This window comes from Streptomyces sp. NPDC004111 (genome assembly GCF_042874215.1).
Lineage (GTDB): Bacteria > Actinomycetota > Actinomycetes > Streptomycetales > Streptomycetaceae > Streptomyces.
In genome coordinates, this window is the sequence record NZ_JBIAMU010000009.1 from 195,965 (window position 1) to 209,749 (window position 13,785).

General features: G+C 73.1%; 13 protein-coding genes, 1 pseudogene and 1 riboswitch. Of the genes and pseudogenes, 8 read left to right on the forward strand and 6 right to left on the reverse strand.

The window, feature by feature from the left end; translation table 11 throughout:
* Window positions 1-10: 10 nt before the first annotated feature.
* Window positions 11-161: riboswitch (cobalamin riboswitch) on the reverse strand.
* A gap of 42 nt (window positions 162-203) precedes the next feature.
* Window positions 204-1,277 carry an MBL fold metallo-hydrolase gene (locus ACFYVL_RS19480; protein WP_389246292.1) on the reverse strand — a complete coding sequence of 358 codons (1,074 nt, stop codon included), beginning with the start codon at window positions 1,275-1,277 and terminating at the stop codon, window positions 204-206.
* A gap of 183 nt (window positions 1,278-1,460) precedes the next feature.
* On the opposite strand from ACFYVL_RS19480, the gene ACFYVL_RS19485 reads away from it, so the two are divergent.
* From ACFYVL_RS19485 to ACFYVL_RS19495, 3 genes are all read left to right on the forward strand, one after another.
* Complete coding sequence (locus tag ACFYVL_RS19485; protein WP_389246294.1) at window positions 1,461-2,249, forward strand: hypothetical protein; 789 nt, start codon at window positions 1,461-1,463, stop codon at window positions 2,247-2,249.
* Between the two features lie 83 nt (window positions 2,250-2,332).
* On the forward strand, window positions 2,333-3,805 hold the full coding sequence (locus ACFYVL_RS19490; RefSeq protein ID WP_389246296.1) for an aldehyde dehydrogenase: 1,473 nt from the start codon (window positions 2,333-2,335) through the stop codon (window positions 3,803-3,805).
* The gene (locus ACFYVL_RS19495; protein ID WP_389246298.1) at window positions 3,805-4,038 is read left to right on the forward strand and encodes a ferredoxin; all 234 of its coding nucleotides are present in this window, start codon (window positions 3,805-3,807) and stop codon (window positions 4,036-4,038) included. The genes ACFYVL_RS19490 and ACFYVL_RS19495 overlap by 1 nt, the downstream gene beginning before the upstream one ends.
* A 74-nt stretch (window positions 4,039-4,112) precedes the next feature.
* On the opposite strand, the gene ACFYVL_RS19500 is transcribed toward ACFYVL_RS19495, so the two are convergent.
* Entirely contained in the window at window positions 4,113-4,910 is a 798-nt protein-coding gene (locus ACFYVL_RS19500) for a TetR family transcriptional regulator (protein WP_389246300.1), read from the reverse strand.
* 244 nt (window positions 4,911-5,154) lie between these two features.
* Here ACFYVL_RS19500 and ACFYVL_RS19505 point away from each other — a divergent pair, with 244 nt between their 5' ends.
* The 3 genes from ACFYVL_RS19505 (at window position 5,155) to ACFYVL_RS19515 (ending at window position 8,468) form a co-directional block, all read left to right on the forward strand.
* Window positions 5,155-6,498 carry a glycosyltransferase family 4 protein gene (locus ACFYVL_RS19505; RefSeq protein WP_389246302.1) on the forward strand — a complete coding sequence of 448 codons (1,344 nt, stop codon included), beginning with the start codon at window positions 5,155-5,157 and terminating at the stop codon, window positions 6,496-6,498.
* A gap of 111 nt (window positions 6,499-6,609) precedes the next feature.
* Window positions 6,610-7,398, forward strand: a complete 789-nt coding sequence (locus tag ACFYVL_RS19510) for a methyltransferase domain-containing protein (RefSeq protein WP_389246304.1) — start codon at window positions 6,610-6,612, stop codon at window positions 7,396-7,398.
* Window positions 7,395-8,468, forward strand: a complete 1,074-nt coding sequence (locus tag ACFYVL_RS19515) for a prenyltransferase (RefSeq protein WP_389246306.1) — start codon at window positions 7,395-7,397, stop codon at window positions 8,466-8,468. The genes ACFYVL_RS19510 and ACFYVL_RS19515 overlap by 4 nt, the downstream gene beginning before the upstream one ends.
* Before the next feature lie 37 nt (window positions 8,469-8,505).
* On the opposite strand, the gene ACFYVL_RS19520 is transcribed toward ACFYVL_RS19515, so the two are convergent.
* Window positions 8,506-8,796 (reverse strand): hypothetical protein, encoded by a 291-nt coding sequence (locus ACFYVL_RS19520; RefSeq protein WP_389246308.1) that lies wholly within the window; start codon window positions 8,794-8,796, stop codon window positions 8,506-8,508.
* Between the two features lie 124 nt (window positions 8,797-8,920).
* Here ACFYVL_RS19520 and ACFYVL_RS19525 point away from each other — a divergent pair.
* A pseudogene (locus ACFYVL_RS19525) lies at window positions 8,921-9,484 on the forward strand (hypothetical protein); the annotation flags it as partial.
* A gap of 155 nt (window positions 9,485-9,639) precedes the next feature.
* Complete coding sequence (locus tag ACFYVL_RS19530) at window positions 9,640-10,434, forward strand: maleylpyruvate isomerase family mycothiol-dependent enzyme (RefSeq protein WP_389246310.1); 795 nt, start codon at window positions 9,640-9,642, stop codon at window positions 10,432-10,434.
* 51 nt (window positions 10,435-10,485) lie between these two features.
* Here ACFYVL_RS19530 and ACFYVL_RS19535 read toward each other — a convergent pair whose 3' ends face one another.
* The 3 genes from ACFYVL_RS19535 to ACFYVL_RS19545 form a co-directional block, all read right to left on the reverse strand.
* Window positions 10,486-11,490, reverse strand: coding sequence for an LLM class F420-dependent oxidoreductase (locus ACFYVL_RS19535; protein WP_389246312.1), 1,005 nt, complete (start codon window positions 11,488-11,490; stop codon window positions 10,486-10,488).
* A 218-nt stretch (window positions 11,491-11,708) separates the two neighbouring features.
* Window positions 11,709-12,560 carry a hypothetical protein gene (locus ACFYVL_RS19540; protein ID WP_389246314.1) on the reverse strand — a complete coding sequence of 284 codons (852 nt, stop codon included), beginning with the start codon at window positions 12,558-12,560 and terminating at the stop codon, window positions 11,709-11,711.
* A gap of 220 nt (window positions 12,561-12,780) precedes the next feature.
* Window positions 12,781-13,782, reverse strand: a complete 1,002-nt coding sequence (locus ACFYVL_RS19545) for an N-acetylmuramoyl-L-alanine amidase (RefSeq protein WP_389246316.1) — start codon at window positions 13,780-13,782, stop codon at window positions 12,781-12,783.
* Window positions 13,783-13,785 lie beyond the last annotated feature (3 nt).

Genomic DNA, 13,785 nt, shown 5'->3' on the forward strand with positions numbered 1-13,785 from the left:
ACCTCGACGGTGCCGTGCCAGTCATGCGGGCCGGGCGTTCCGACTCTTCGCACCGCGGCGAGGGATCGCGCGCGATGGGAATCACGGTTGCGGGTCAGTGCCGGATTCGCACCGGCTTCTCCCGTACGGGCATGATGACGACTCGCACACTCTACCGACCTGTCCGGGGTCGGGCCCGCCGTCGCGCCGCCGCCGCCCCGCCGTCACACCGCCGTGTAGGTCACCGGATCGCTGCCCGGTACGGCCTCCGCGTGTCCCAGTTTCACCAGTCGGCGCAGATGGGCCTCGGCCTCGGACACGGCGATGTTGCGCGAGCCGTAGGGGATCTGTTCCCAGGGCCGGTTCCACTCCATCCGCTCCGCGAGCTGCCAGGGCGTGAGGGGCGCGGCCAGCAGGGCGCGCAGCCCGGCGAGGCGTTCCTCGTGGTGGGCGAGGAGTTCCTCGACGCGCTCGCGCGGGGTGGTGAAGGGGTGCTGGTGGGCGGGCAGCACCTCGGCGACGTCCAGCCGGGCGATCCGCTCCAGGGAGGCCATGTAGTCGCCGAGGGGGTCCCCCGCGCTCGAACGGAGCCGGCCGCCCGGGTCGGGGCCGGTGGCGTCGTCGTCCGGGTCCTCGTACAGGCCGATGTGCGGGGTGATGCCGGGGAGCAGGTGGTCACCGGAGAAGAGCCGCCCGTGGCCGGGCAGACCGGCCGGGTGCTCCTCCTCCAGATGCAGGCACACATGGCCGGGCGTGTGGCCCGGGGTCCATACGGCGCGCAGCGCGCGGCCCGCCAGCGGCAGCAGTTCCCCGGGCACGATCTCCCGGTCCGGGAGCGCCGCCCGCAGCCCCGGCAGCGTGCGCATCCGCCCCGACCCGCGGGCGGCGCGCAGCGGACCGAGGTGGTCCTCGGGGGCCCCGGCGGCGGCCAGCTTGGCGGTCAGGTAGTCGAGCCAGACGTCCGGTTCGGCGCCGCGGGTGCGGCGGACCACCTCGGCGTCGGCGGCGTGCATGGCGATCCACGCGCCGGAGACGTCGCGCACCTGCCCGGAGAGGCCGTGGTGGTCGGGGTGGTGGTGGGTGATGACCACGCCGTGCACGTCGGCGACGCGTACGTCGAGGGCGGCGAGCCCGGCGGTCAGGGTGTCCCAGGAGGCGGGGTCGTCCCAGCCGGTGTCGATCAGCACCGGCCCGCGGTCGGTGTCCACGAGGTGCACCAGGGTGTGGCCGAGGGGGTTGTCCGGGATCGGGACCTTGATGCTCCAGACGCCGCCGCCGTGCTCGGTCACCTGTGTCATGGCTCCCCCAACTGTCGCGAGTGGTGCGGGACTTGCCTTGCGGTCACTATAACTAGAACGGGTTCCAGTGCGAGGTGGGGGACGGTGCGGGTGTCGACCCCCAGGATTCTCGGGGTCGTTGTCGGGGGTGCCCCGTGGTTGTCCCGGATGGGCCGCATGGCTGTACGCGGACAAGATCGACGCATGACGAACCCGACGCACACCCAGCACACCACCGCCCCCCGCACCACCGCCCCGCACACCACCGCCCCCCGCACCACCGCCCCCCGCACCACCGCCCCGCACGCCGCCGCTCCCCGCACCACCGCCCCGCACGGCCGGCCCGCCCCGCAGGACCGGCCCGCCCCGGTCCCCGCCACCGCCCCCCGTACCCCCTCCGGCCTCGTCCGGCCCGCCGGGTTCACCCGGTTCGCGCTCGTCGCGGCGCCCGTTTCGCTGGTCGTGTACGGCGCCGTCCGGCTGCTCAGCGAGCGGGGCACGCCGGGCACCGGCTGGACGCTGGGGCATCTCGCGATGCTCGTCGGGGTGCTCCTGTTCGTTCCGGTCCTGCGCCAGCTGTACCGTTCGGCGCCCGCGTCGCGGCGCCCGGCGGCCTCGGCGGCCCTGCTGGTGACGGGTGCCGGGCTGCTCGCCACCGCCGTGCAGGCGGCGATCGACCTGGTGTCCGGGCTGATCGCCGAGGACCGGCCCGCGATGCGCGAGATCTTCCGGCAGGTCAAGGCGGTCCCCGGGGTCGAGCCGGTCGTCTACGGGGTGGTCCCGCAGCTCTTCTTCGTCGGCCTGGTCGTCCTGGCGGCCCTGACCGCCGCCTCCGTCCGCACCCGGATCCTCATGGTGACCGCCCTGGTGGCGGGCACGGTCTGCATGGCCGTCAGCCTCGACCTCCTCCCGGTGGGCGGCCTGTGCATGCTGCTCGCCCTCGCCCCGCTGCTCGCGGCCGGGCGCGTCGCACCCCTTCCCCGTACGAACTAGAACTGGTATCAGTTCGGGGGGAGCGGTAACTGATGGAGCGTCAGCAGTAGTGCACCGGGCCGGACTCGCGGGAGGCGACAGCCATGACCGAACTCGTCGAACACCAACAGCTCTTCATCGCAGGCAAGTTGGTCGAGCCGTCCGGTTCCGACGTCATCGAAGTGGTCTCCCCGCACACCGAACAGGTCATCGGCCGGGTCCCGCACGCCGCCGAGGCGGACGTGGACCGGGCGGTGGCGGCGGCCCGCAGGGCCTTCGACGAGGGGCCCTGGCCCCGGATGACACTGGCGGAGCGGATCGAGGTCGTCACCCGCATCAAGGACGCCATCGCGGTGCGCCACGAGGAGATCGCCCGCGTCATCAGCGCGCAGAACGGCACCCCGTACACCGCGAGCGTGATGATGCAGGCGCTCGCCGCGATGATGGTGTGGGACACGACGATCAAGGTGGCGCAGGACTTCCCGGTGGAGACCCGCCGCACCGGCGCCCTGGGCAATCTGCTGGTGCGGCGCGAGCCGGTCGGGGTCGTCGCGGCGGTGGTCCCCTGGAACGTCCCCCAGTTCACCGCCGCGGCCAAGCTGGCACCCGCCCTGCTCAGCGGCTGCACGGCCGTGCTGAAGACCTCGCCCGAGACGCCCCTGGACGGCTATCTCCTCGCGGAGATCTGCACCGAGGCGGGGCTTCCCGAGGGCGTGCTCTCCATCCTGCCCGCCGAGCGCGAGGTCAGCGAGTACCTGGTCGCGCACCCCGGTGTGGACAAGGTGTCCTTCACCGGATCGGTCGCCGCGGGCAAGCGCGTGATGGAGGTCGCCTCCCGCAACCTCAGCCGCGTCACCCTGGAACTCGGCGGCAAGTCGGCGGCCGTCATCCTCCCCGACGCCGACCTGGGGACGACCGTCGCCGGCATCGCCCCCTTCGCCTGGATGCTGAACGGACAGGCCTGCGTGGCCCAGTCGCGCATCCTGGCCCCCCGTTCCCGCTACGACGAGTTCGCCGAGGCCTTCGCCGCGGCGGCGGGCGCGCTCAAGGTCGGCGACCCGATGGACCCGGCCACCGAGGTCGGACCGCTGGTCGCCCGGCGCCAGCAGCAGCGCTCCCTCGACTACATCCGGATCGGCCAGGAGGAGGGCGCCAAGGTCCTGGCCGGCGGCGGACGCCCGGCCGGCCGGGAACGCGGCTGGTACGTCGAGCCCACCCTGCTCGGCGGCGTCGACAACACGACGCGGGTGGCCCGCGAGGAGATCTTCGGTCCGGTGATGTGCCTGCTGCCGTACGAGGACGAGGCGGAGGCGGTCCGTATCGCCAACGACTCCGAGTACGGCCTGAGCGGCAGCGTCTGGACGGCCGACGTGGACCGCGGCGTCGAGGTGGCCCGCCGGGTGCGCACCGGCACCTACTCGGTCAACACCTTCAGCATCGACATGATGGGCCCCTTCGGCGGCTACAAGAACTCCGGCCTGGGCCGCGAGTTCGGCCCCGAGGGGTACGGCGAGTACCTGGAGCACAAGATGATCCACCTGCCCGCCGGGTACGAGGCCCCGGGGCAGGACGCCTGATGGGCGACCGCTGGCACGTGGAGGTGGACCGGGGCGTGTGCATCGGCTCCGGCATGTGCGTCGCCGCCGCCCCCGGCTCCTTCCGCCTGGACTCCGCCCGGCAGTCCCACCCGGTGCACCCGGACGTCGACGCCGACGAGGACGTACTGGCCGCGGCGGAGGGCTGCCCGGTCGAGGCGATCGCCATCGCGCTGCGCGACACGGGGGAGCCGGTGTTCCCGCCGGAGGAGTGAGCGGCGGGCCGAGGACCGCGGGGTGCGGGACGGTGCGGGCCGTCGAGGAGTCGGCCCGCCCGCCCCGTGCCCCGCTACTTCGCCGTGCCGTCCGGCGCGCCGGACGGGGCCTGCCCCGGGGCCGCCGCCTGCGCCGAGGTCACGTCGATCAGCTTGCACACCGTCTCGATGTCGATCTTCACCTGGGCGATCGAGGCCCGGCCCGAGAGCCAGGTGATCAGGGCCGAGTGCCAGGTGTGCTCGATGACCCGCACCGCCGAGAGCTGCTGTGGGGTGGGCCGGTCCTGGGCGTCGGAGAGCCCCATGGCGTCCAGGATGATCGCGGTGGTCTGCCGGGAGACGGTGTCCACCTCCGGGCTGACCGAGCGGTCCGCGAAGGTCAGGGCACGGACCATGGCGTCCGCCAGGTTCGGCTCGCGCTGCAGCGCGCGGAACGCCCGCATCAGGGTCTCCGCCACCCGCTCCGACGAGGACGTGGCCGCCGGGGGCCGCTTGCGCAGCGTGGTGTGCATGTGGTGCAGCTGGTCCTGCATGGTGGCGACCAGCAGGTGCACCTTGGAGGGGAAGTAGCGGTAGAGGGTCCCCAGTGCCACGCCCGCCTCCTCCGCGACCTCGCGCATCTGGACCGCGTCGAAGCCGCCCCGGCTGGCCAGCTGCGCGCTGGCGTGCAGGATGCGGCGGCGGCGGGCCTCCTGGCGCTCGGTCAGCGCGGGGGCGGCCGGGCCCAGGCCGTTGCCGCGGGCGGAGCCCTGGCCCCGGCCGCTCCCGGCGGCCCGTGCGGAACCCGTCTCCCGGTCCCCGCCCGCGCTCCGGCCCGGCCCGCTGCCCCGGCCGCTCGCCCCGCCGCCCGCCGTCCTGGCTTCCGCTCTCATGGTGTCCCCGTGTTCCCTGTGCGCCCCGTGCGCTGCGCGCGCCCGTCTGCCTGCGTCGTCGGCCGCGGTCTCCCGCGTGTCGCGCCCGCCCGTGAGCCGTGGCGCGAATCACCTGATCCGGACCTTACGCCGCCGCCTACTGCCGGTAGATTCAAAGCTCCGTGTTCGATCAACTCTGGAACTTGTTCTAGATTAGCGCCAGCGGCTACGCTCCGGCGGGAGTGCGTCAAGAAGGGGGCCGGGAGTGACCGCTGAGGCCATACAGGCGGGCCCCCAGACAGGGGACGCCGCACGAGGGGAAGCAGGCGCAGGCGACGGGGACCGCCCGTTGCGCATCGCGCTCCTCTCCTACAAGGGGAACCCGTTCTGCGGCGGCCAGGGCGTCTACGTCCGCCACCTCTCCCGGGAACTCGCCCGACTCGGGCACCACGTCGAGGTGCTCGGCGCGCAGCCCTACCCGGTGCTCGACGAGGGCGTCGCGCTCACCGAGCTGCCGAGCCTGGACCTGTACCGCAGCCCCGACCCGTTCCGCACCCCGCGGCGCGAGGAGTTCCGCGACTGGATCGACGCCGTCGAGTTCGCCACCATGCGCACCGGCGGATTCCCCGAGCCGCTGACCTTCTCGCTGCGCGCCAAGCGCCACCTGGCCGCCCGGCGCGGCGAGTTCGACGTCGTGCACGACAACCAGACCCTCGGTTACGGACTGCTCGGCGACCTCGGCGCCCCCCTGGTGACGACCATTCACCACCCCATCACCGTCGACCGGCAGCTCGACCTCGACGCCGCGGACACCCGGCTCAAGAACCTGTCGGTGCGCCGCTGGTACGGCTTCACCCGGATGCAGAAGCGGGTCGCCCGCCGGCTGCCGTCGGTGCTCACCGTGTCCGGCTCCTCGCAGGCCGAGATCGTCGAGCACCTCGGCGTACGGCGCGAGCGGATCCACGTCGTCCACATCGGTGCCGACACCCAGCTGTGGTCGCCGGACCCGTCCGTCGCCGAGGTGCCGGGCCGGATCGTCACCACCTCCAGCGCCGACGTCCCCCTCAAGGGACTGGTGCACCTCGTCGAGGCGCTCGCCAAGCTCCGCGCCGAGCGGCCCGACGCGCACCTGGTCGTCGTCGGCAAGCGCGCCGAGGACGGCCCCGTCGCCCGCGCCATCGAGCAGTACGGCCTCCAGGGCGCCATCGAGTTCGTCAAGGGCATCACCGACCAGGAACTGGTCGACCTCGTACGCGGTGCGCAGATCGCCTGTGTGCCCTCGCTGTACGAAGGGTTCTCGCTGCCCGCCGCCGAGGCGATGGCCACCGGCACCCCGCTCGTCGCCACCACCGGCGGCGCCATCCCCGAGGTCGCCGGCCCCGACGGGGAGACCTGTCTCGCGGTGCCGCCCGGCGACGCCGACGCGCTCGCCGGACAACTGGGCAGACTGCTCGGCGACGCGGACCTGCGCAGCAGGCTCGGTGCGGCCGGCCGGGCCCGGGTGCTCGCCAGGTTCACCTGGAAGCAGGCCGCGATCGGCACCGCCGAGCTCTACCGCGAGGCCGTCGCCGCGCAGGCCGCGGTACGACGGGGCTCCCTCAAGCCATAGCCGCCCGGGGGCACGGGCCGAGGCCGGCCGCCGCCCCGCCGACGCACCGCCCGCCGCCCCGACGACGACCCGACCGAACCACCCCCACCGCCGGATGAAAGCTGAGCCCCCGTGCTGACCGTGGACTTTTCCCGCTTCCCGCTCGCCCCGGGCGACCGCGTCCTCGACCTGGGCTGCGGCGCCGGACGGCACGCCTTCGAGTGCTACCGGCGCGGCGCCCAGGTGGTCGCGCTGGACCAGAACGGCGACGAGATCCGCGAGGTCGCCAAGTGGTTCGCCGCCATGAAGGAGGCGGGCGAGGCCCCCGAGGGCGCGACCGCCACCGCCATGGAGGGCGACGCGCTCAACCTGCCCTTCCCGGACGCCTCCTTCGACGTCGTGATCATCTCCGAGGTCATGGAGCACATACCCGACGACAAGGGCGTGCTCGCCGAGATGGTCCGCGTGCTGCGGCCCGGCGGCCGGATCGCGGTGACCGTGCCGCGCTACGGCCCCGAGAAGGTCTGCTGGGCGCTCTCCGACGCGTACCACGAGGTCGAGGGCGGGCACATCCGCATCTACAAGGCCGACGAACTCCTCGGCAGGATGAGGGAGGCGGGGCTGAGGCCCTACGGCACCCACCACGCGCACGCCCTGCACTCGCCGTACTGGTGGCTCAAGTGCGCGTTCGGCGTGGACAACGACAAGGCGCTGCCGGTCAAGGCGTACCACAAGCTCCTGGTCTGGGACATCATGAAGAAGCCGCTGCTCACCAAGGTCGCCGAGCAGGCCCTCAACCCGGTGATCGGCAAGAGCTTCGTCGCGTACGCCACCAAGCCGCACCTCCCCGCCGAAGCGGCCACCGACGGCGCGGGCACCGGGACGGACGCGGGCGCCAAGGCCGCGGCGGACACCAAGTGACGAGCCCCGGCTACACCGAACACCTCGTGCTGCCCGGGGTCCTGACGGCCGATCAGGCCGCCGAGACCGTCGCGGGCATCCTCGCCGGGCAGCGCGCGGACGGCGCCATACCCTGGTTCCGCGGCCACCACCTCGACCCGTGGGACCACACCGAGGCCGCGATGGCCCTGGACGCGGCGGGCGAGCACGAGGCGGCGGCGCGGGCGTACGACTGGCTGGTCGGACACCAGAACCCGGACGGCTCCTGGTACGCGGCGTACGACGACGGCGACCACACCCGCCCCACCGACCGCGCCCGCGAGACCAACTTCTGCGCCTACATCGCCGTCGGCGTCTGGCACCACTACCTGGCCACCGGCGACGAGGCGTTCATCGACCGGATGTGGCCGGCCGTCTACGCGGCCGTCGAGTTCGTGCTCGCGCTCCAGCAGCCGGGCGGGCAGATCGGCTGGAAGCGCGAGGACGACGGCACTCCCGTCAACGACGCGCTGCTGACCGGGAGTTCCTCGATCCACCAGGCGCTGCGCTGCGCGCTCGCCATCGCCGAACAGCGCGAGGAACCGCAGCCCGACTGGGAGCTGGCGGTCGGCGCGCTGCGGCACGCGATCCAGAAGCACCCCGAGCGGTTCCTCGACAAGTCCCGCTACTCGATGGACTGGTACTACCCGATCCTCGCCGGAGCCCTCACCGGCCCGGCGGCCAAGGAGCGCATCGAGTCCGGCTGGGACGACTTCGTCGTACCGGACCTGGGGGTGCGCTGCGTGCTGCCCAACCCCTGGGTGACCGGCGGCGAGAGCTGCGAACTCGCCCTGGCGCTCTGGGTGACGGGGGAGTCCGACCGGGCGCTGGAGATCCTCCAGTCCGTCCAGCACCTGCGCGCGGACGACGGCAGCGGCATGTACTGGACGGGCTACGTCTTCGACGACCGGGCGATCTGGCCGCAGGAGCTCACCACCTGGACGGCGGGCTCCCTGCTGCTCGCGGTGGCCGCGCTCGGCGGCGAGGAGGCCACCTGCGCGGTCTTCGGCGGCGAACGGCTGCCGCTGGGCCTGGACCCGGACTGCTGCTGAGCGCGGGGCCCGGGGCGCGCCCCGGGCCCCCGTGGCGTCAGCGGCGGCGTACCGCGCCCGCCAGCGCGTGCCCGACGAACAGGTAGACCACGGCCGGCAGACCGTAACCGGCCACCACCCGCGCCCACTCCTCGTCGAAGGTGAACAGGTCGTAGGACCATCCGGCCAGGAAGCGGGCGGCGTCGTGGACGAAGCCCACCAGGGCGTTCTGCTGGTTGGCGTCCAGCAGGTAGAACACGATCCACAGGCCGAGGATGAGGGCGGCGATGTCCGCGACGACCGTGATCAGCGTGGCCGCGGGATTTCCTGTGCGGGTTCGTGTGGACATGCCAGACGTGTTGCCCCGTTGACGTGCGGCAAACCCGGATGGCCCCGCCCTGGTGGTGGGCGCACGGCACGCGGGTGACGCTGCGGGAAAGTGCCGCAGCCGTTCCGGCCCCTGGAGGCCCGCCGTGTCCCGTTCCCTCACCGCCACCCCTGCCCGCCGCGCGCTCGTGGCGGTGCCGCTGACGTGTGCGCTGCTCGTGCCGCTCGCGGCCTGCAACGGCAAGGACAAGGACAGCGCGGCCAACGCGGTCGACGCCACCTCCAGCGCCTCGCCGACCACCGAGGTGGAGAAGCAGCGGCTGGCCAAGACCCGGTTCGTCGCCAACGCCTCGCTGGCCGCCGGGGCCGCGTACCAGTGGATCGTGAAGCCCTTCCGGGCGGGCAAGTTCCAGAGCGGCGCGGACGGCCGGAAGTTCGCCATGGTCAAGGCGGGCCTCGCGGGTGCCTTCACGTACAACAGGCTCAAGGCGGCGGTGAACAACGCCAAGGGCGACGAACTCCTCTCCAAGGCCGTCGCCCCGCTCTCCCAGGGCATCGAATCGCTCAAGGGCCTGGGCTCCAAGCTGGCCGCGGGCACCGTCGGCGCTGGTGAGGTCGGGCTCTTCGAGAAGGTCATCGGCGGGGTCAAGGACGCGGGCAAGGAAGCGGGTGCCCAGGTCACCGACAAGGTTCCCTCGGCGGGCGAACTCGCCAAGGGCGGCTCCCCGGCCCAGTCGCCCGCCACCGTCCCCGGCCAGGCCGCCGCGGAGCCCGCAACGGAGCACAACGCGCAGCTCAACGGCCCTGCTCCGGCCGCGGATTAAAGCCATTGGCGGGCGGCGTCGGCCCGCTTAGGGTGCGGCTCATGACTCTTCTCGACCACGCCCGTTACTGCGATCAGATCGTCGAGGAGACCGCCCGCATGCGCGCGGCGGTCTCCGGTGCCGACCTCGGGGCGCAGGTGCCGTCCTGTCCCGAGTGGACCCTGCGCGACCTCCTCCACCACACCGGCTGGGCGCACCGCTGGGTCCACCAGATCGTCTCCAAGCGGTCCCCCGAGGTGATACCGCCCGCGGACGTCCCGCACGGCGACGGCCCCGGCACCGACGACCCGGCGGCCCTCGACGCCTGGCTGGCCGAGGGCGCCGAGATGTGCGCCGCCGCGCTGCGCGAGGCCGGCCCCGAGGCACAGGTGTGGACCTGGGCGCCGGCGGGGCGGCCCGCCGCGTTCTGGGCACGCCGGATGACCCACGAGACGGTGGTGCACCGCGCGGACGCGGCCCTGGCCGCCGGGACCCCGTACGAGGTGGACCCCGAGGTCGCCGCCGACGCCATCGACGAGTGGATGTGGATCGGCGCGCTGCCGCAGACCCTGGAGTCCCGCCCCGACCTGCGCGAGCTCTTCGGCGCGGGGCGCACTGTCCACTTCCACGCCACCGACACCGACCCGGCCCTCGACGCCGAGTGGATCATCGACTTCACCGGTACGGCGATCGAGTGGCGGCGCGGCCACGAGAAGGCCGCGGTCGCGCTGCGCGGACCGCTGACCGACCTGCTCCAGGTCTTCTACCGGCGCCAGTCGCCGGACGCCGGGAAGGTGGAGGTGCACGGCGACCGCGCGCTGCTGGACCAGTGGCTCGGGAAGATCGCCTTTGACTGACGTTTCGTCAAGTGCCTTGCGGTCTACTTGAGACGGGGCACGCGGTAGCGGTCAGGAGTTGAGTTCGGCCAGTACGCGCAAGGTGTTCGGGTCCGGTGCGGTGACCAGCAGGTCGGTCACCGGGCCCTTGCGCCACAGCTCCAGCCGCTCCGCGATCCGCCCGCGCGGCCCCACCAGGGAGATCTCGTCCGCGAAGGCGTCCGGCACGGCCAGCACCGCCTCCTCCTTGCGCCCGGCGAGGAACAGCTCCTGGATCCGGCGGGCCTGCTCCTCGTACCCCATCCGCGCCATCAGGTCCGCGTGGAAGTTCTTCGCCGCGTGCCCCATGCCGCCGATGTAGAAGCCGAGCATCGCCTTGACCGGCAGCAGTCCCTCGGCCACGTCGTCGCAGACGTGCGCGCGGGCCATCGGCGCCACCATGAAGCCCCGCGGGACGTCGCCGAGCCGGTAGGCGTCCGGCCGCGTCGGCGACCAGTAGAGCGGCAGCCAGCCGTCCGCGATGCGGGTGGTCTGGGCGATGTTCTTGGGTCCCTCGGCGCCGAGCAGGACGGGCAGGTCGGCCCGCAGCGGATGGACGATCGGCTTCAGCGGCTTGCCGATGCCGGTGGCGTCCGCGCCCCGGTACGGGTGCTGGTGGAAGCGTCCGTCCAGTTCCACCGGGCCCTCGCGGCGCAGCACCTGGCGCACCACGTCCACGTACTCCCGGGTCGCGGTCAGCGGGCTGCGCGGGAACGGCCGCCCGTACCAGCCCTCCACCACCTGTGGCCCCGACAGGCCCAGGCCCAGCATCATCCGGCCGCCGGACAGGTGGTCCAGGGTCAGCGCGTGCATGGCGGTCGCGGTCGGTGTGCGGGCCGCCATCTGCACGATCGCGGTGCCGAGCCGGATCCGGCTGGTGCGGGCGGCGAACCAGGTCAGCGGGGTGAACGCGTCGGAGCCCCAGGCCTCGGACGTCCACACCGAGTCGTAGCCGAGCCGCTCCGCCTCCTGTACGAGGGCGAGGTGGCCGGGGTCGGGGCCGCGTCCCCAGTAGCCGAGCGCGAGTCCAAGTCGCATACCGGGGCCTCCTGTTGCCGTACCGGCGGTGCCGGCCGCACCTGCCGTACTTGCCGTCCCTGCCGCGCGGGCGCCCGCGACGCCCATTTCTGATGGAGCGTCAGGGACTGTACGGCGCCGGGGCGCACCGGACAAGAGCACGGGGCCGGACACGACGGCGGCCCCCGCCTCCCCGAGGGGGACGAGGGCCGCCGTGCCGAGCGCGGGGGAGGGGCGCGTCAGCCGCGCTGGATCCCCGTGGTGTCCTGCAGCAGACCGCGACGGCCGTCCTGGGTCTGGGCGACCAGGCCGTTGCCGCGCTGGTCCACCGCCAGGTACCAGGTGCCGGGCGCCAGTTCGGCGATCGGCGTGGGCGCACCGTCCTCCGGGTACAGCGGACGGGCCACCGGAACCGCGAACCAGAACGGGGCGAAGCCGGAGGCGTCGGCCTGGGCCGGCTGGGCGCCCTGGTCCGGCTGACCGGCGGCCGGGGCCTGCGCGGCGGCCTGCGGGTCCTGGGTGGCGCCGCCCGGGTAGCCGTAGCCGCCGGGGGCGGGCTGCTGGCCGCCGAAGGACTGCTGCGGACCGCCCGGGTAGCCGTAACCGGCACCCGGCTGGCCCTGCTGGGCGCCGTACGGGTTGGCCGGCTTCGGGGCGCCCATGAGCGGCGCCCTGAGGGCCGGGACCAGCGGAGAGGCGACCGCGCCGGCGGCCAGGGCCAGGGCGGCGATCAGGCCGAGGATCATGCCGGCACCCGAGCTGCCCGCGTCGATGATCGTCCAGAACGCGGTCCAGGCCGCGAAGACCGCGAGGGCGACGCCGAACTGCCCGAGCTCGATGCCCGCCACCTTGCGCGGAGCCGGCAGGCCGCGCGCCACGACGATGAGCGTCGCGGCGATGACGCCCGCGAGATACATGCTCATCAGAAGCCCGAGGGTGTCCCAGGCATTGACGGAAACGCGGGGGCAGTAACGAGAGTCGATGCCAGAGCAGTCAGGAGCTGCGTTCAGGCTGAGGAACGAGGCGATGAACAGCACCACCGCTGCTCCGATCACCACGCCATCACCTCGTGTGAGGGAGCGGATGTTCACGTAAAATCCTTTATCAGTCGTCTCTTCGGGGCGGCTGTCGCTGCGCCGGTGTGCGCGGTTCTCGCGAACTACTGGTGCGAAGCTCGGGGGCGGCTCCCCATCGTACGGATGAATGTATCGTCCGGTCCCCGGGGTGGGCCCCATGGTTGCCGGACGGTAACCGGGCGTGGTTCCGGACCGTGATGTTGGCCCGCCCGCGACCGCCGGACGCGGAGCAGCCCTACCCCTGGAGGAAGCCGCTGATGCCGTCGGCCATCCCCTGGGCCGCCTTCTGCCGCCAGGAAGCACTCGACAACAGGGCGATGTCCTGCGCGTCACGCATGTTGCCGCACTCGATGAACACCTTGGGAACGGTCGAGAGATTGAGCCCGCCGAGGTCGTCGCGGACCACCAATCCGGTCTTCTCGCCCAGGTAGTTGGCGGGTGCGTCACCGGTCACTCGCACGAAGTTGCCCACGATGCGCTCGCCGAGATCGCGTGAGGGGCCGACGATCGAAGAGGTGTCCGCCGCTCCGGAGTTCACCCGTGCGGGCAGGATGACGTGGAACCCGCGGTGGCCGGCGGCCGAACCGTCGGCGTGTACGGAGATCACCGCGTCGGCCTTCGCCTCGTTTCCGATACGGGCGCGCTCGTCGATGCACGGGCCGAAGGCGCGGTCGCCGTTCTGGGTGAATTGGACGGTTGCGCCCTGCTTTTCGAGAATTGCTTTCAGGCGGCGCGACACATCGAGTGTGAATTCCGCCTCGGTGTATCCCGCATTGCTCGCCGTCCCAGTGGTGTCGCATTCCTTGCGGTTGGTTCCGATATTCACCTGGCGATTGATTTCCCGGGTGTGCCGGAAATTACCGGGGTTGTGGCCGGGGTCGACGACGACGGTCCGGCCGGCGAGCGGACCGCCGGGCGCGGGACCCTGCGCAGAGGCGCCGGAGGAGGCCTGGGGCGGTGCGGCGCTCCTGGTCGGGGCGGCACTGTTGCCGGCGGCGCCGGGTTCGGGACTCCGGGTGGGGGGCCGGGTGGCGGCGGGTGCGGACGCGGACTGGCTGGGCGGCGCCAGCACCTGCGGCGAGGGCTCGTCGCCCGGCCCGCTCATCGCCTGCCAGACGAGCCAGCCCGCCAGGGCGGTGGGCGCCAGGGCGGCGGCCACGATCAGGGCGTTGCCGCGACCTCGGCGCGGGGTCGGCTCGGGCGGGGACACGTGGGGGTACTGACCGTCGTACGACACAGG